Below are 2,088 nucleotides of genomic sequence, written 5' to 3' on the forward strand. Positions count from 1 at the left end.
GGAAGCGGCGGAGCCCGCATCTGACGAACCTGCTCCGCAGCCGACCGCGGAAGCGGCACAATCGTCCGCCGAGCCGGCGGCTGAGGAGGCCGCTCCGGCCGCACCGGAGAAGAAGCCTGCCGCCAGAAAGCGGACGGCAGCCAAGAAACCGGCCGCCAAAAAGACGGCCGCCAAAAGCGGCAGGAGGACGCCTGCCAAGAAAGAGACCAAACCCAAGAAGGGGACCGCCGGGAAACAGGAGCCGGCGGAGTAAGGAGACGCATGACACCAATTACCACACAGACCCTGGAGAACGCCCTCACCGCCAAGCTGATGGTCAGCTTCGGAAAGACGGCGGCGGAGGCCACGGATGGAGAGATGATGCGGGCCAGCGCCCTGGTCCTGCGGGACATGATGGCTCTGCGGGAGGTGGAGACCCGTCAGAAGGCCCGCCAGCAGCATGCCCGGCAGGTGCACTACCTGTCTCTGGAGTTTCTGATGGGCCGCAGCCTGATGAAGAATGCCTATAACCTAGGGCTGCTGCCCCAGCTGCGGGAGGCGCTGGAGCACCTGGGCTTCAAGGCGGCCGACATCTTTGAGATCGAGCCGGACGCCGCCCTGGGCAACGGCGGCCTGGGCCGCCTGGCCGCCTGCTATCTAGACTCCATGACTACGCTGGAGATCCCGGCCACCGGCTATTCCATCTGCTACGAGCTGGGCATCTTCAAGCAGAAGATCGTGGAGGGCCAGCAGGTAGAGCTGCCGGACAACTGGAAGGACCTGGGCGCGGCCTGGCTGATGCCAAAGCCCGCGGAGACCCAGGAGGTCCGCTTCGGCGGCACCGTGCGGGAGTTCTGGGACAACGGCCACCTGCACATCGTCAATGAGGACGCCACGGTGGTCCAGGCCGTGCCCTGCGACATGGAGATCGCCGGCTACGGCACGGAGCATGTGAATGTCCTGCGGCTGTGGGACGCCCGGTCCACCCAGCCGGTGGATATGTCCCTGTTCTCCCGGGGCGAGTACCTGAAGGCCGCGGAGGACGAGGCCATGGCAGAGACCATTGCCAAGGTCCTCTATCCGGAGGACAATCATCTGGAGGGCAAGTCTCTGCGGCTGAAACAGCAGTACTTCTTCGTGTCCGCCACCCTCCAGTCCATCGCCGCCAAGCACACCGAACTGTACGGCACCATGAAGAACTTCCATGAGAAGAACGTCATCCAGATCAACGACACCCACCCGGCCCTGGTGATCCCGGAGCTGATGCGGATCCTGATCGACGACGCCGGCATGGACTGGGATGAGGCGTGGGACATCACCACGAGATCCGTGGCCTACACCAACCACACGGTCCTTTCGGAGGCGCTGGAACGCTGGCCCCAGAGCCTGGTGGAATTCCTGCTGCCCCGGGTGTGGCAGATTATCCTAGAGATCTCCCGCCGCTGGCAGAAGAAGGTGGAGGACTTCTACCACGACCCCAAGAAGACGGAGAAAATGGCCATCGTCTGGGGCGGTCAGGTCCGCATGGCCAACCTCTGCATCGCCGGCGGCATGGCGGTCAACGGCGTCAGCGGCCTACACTCCGAGATCCTGAAAAAGGACGTTTTCAGGGACGCCTACGGCATGGAGCCCTGGAAATTCCGGAACGTCACCAACGGCATTGACCACCGCCGCTGGCTCAGTGAGATCAACCCCGGACTGGACGGCCTGATCCGGGACCTGACCGGCGGGGACGACTATCTGCTGCACCCCCAGGCCCTGAAAAAGCTGGATGACTATGCCGATGACGCCTCTGTTCTGGAGAGGCTGGGTGCCATCAAGCGGGCCAACAAGGCGGCCTTCGCCGCCCATGCCAAGAAGACCCGGGGCGTGGAGCTGAACCCGGACGCCATCTTCGACGTTCAGGTGAAGCGGCTCCACGAGTATAAGCGGCAGCTTTTGAACGTGCTGCACATCATCGCATTGTACCAGAAGCTCCAGGACGACCCCAACGCCATCACGCAGCCCCACACGTTCCTGTTCGGCGCCAAGGCGGCGCCGGGGTATGCAGTGGCCAAGCGGATCATCCGCCTCATCAACTCCCTGGCGGATCAGATCGACCACGACCCA

2 protein-coding genes are annotated in these 2,088 nt (G+C 63.7%); both read left to right on the top strand.

All coding sequences use genetic code 11. The features are described 5' to 3' along the window. On the top strand, positions 1-253 hold a 253-nt coding region (locus tag QVE23_RS09130), incomplete at its 5' end, for a hypothetical protein (RefSeq protein ID WP_287967997.1). Between the two features lie 8 nt (positions 254-261). Next, positions 262-2,088: glycogen/starch/alpha-glucan family phosphorylase (glgP, locus tag QVE23_RS09135; RefSeq protein ID WP_287968000.1), on the top strand; the 1,827-nt coding region annotated here is incomplete at its 3' end.

The organism is Oscillibacter sp. KLE 1728 (assembly GCF_934833455.1).
Taxonomy (GTDB): domain Bacteria; phylum Bacillota; class Clostridia; order Oscillospirales; family Oscillospiraceae; genus Oscillibacter; species Oscillibacter welbionis.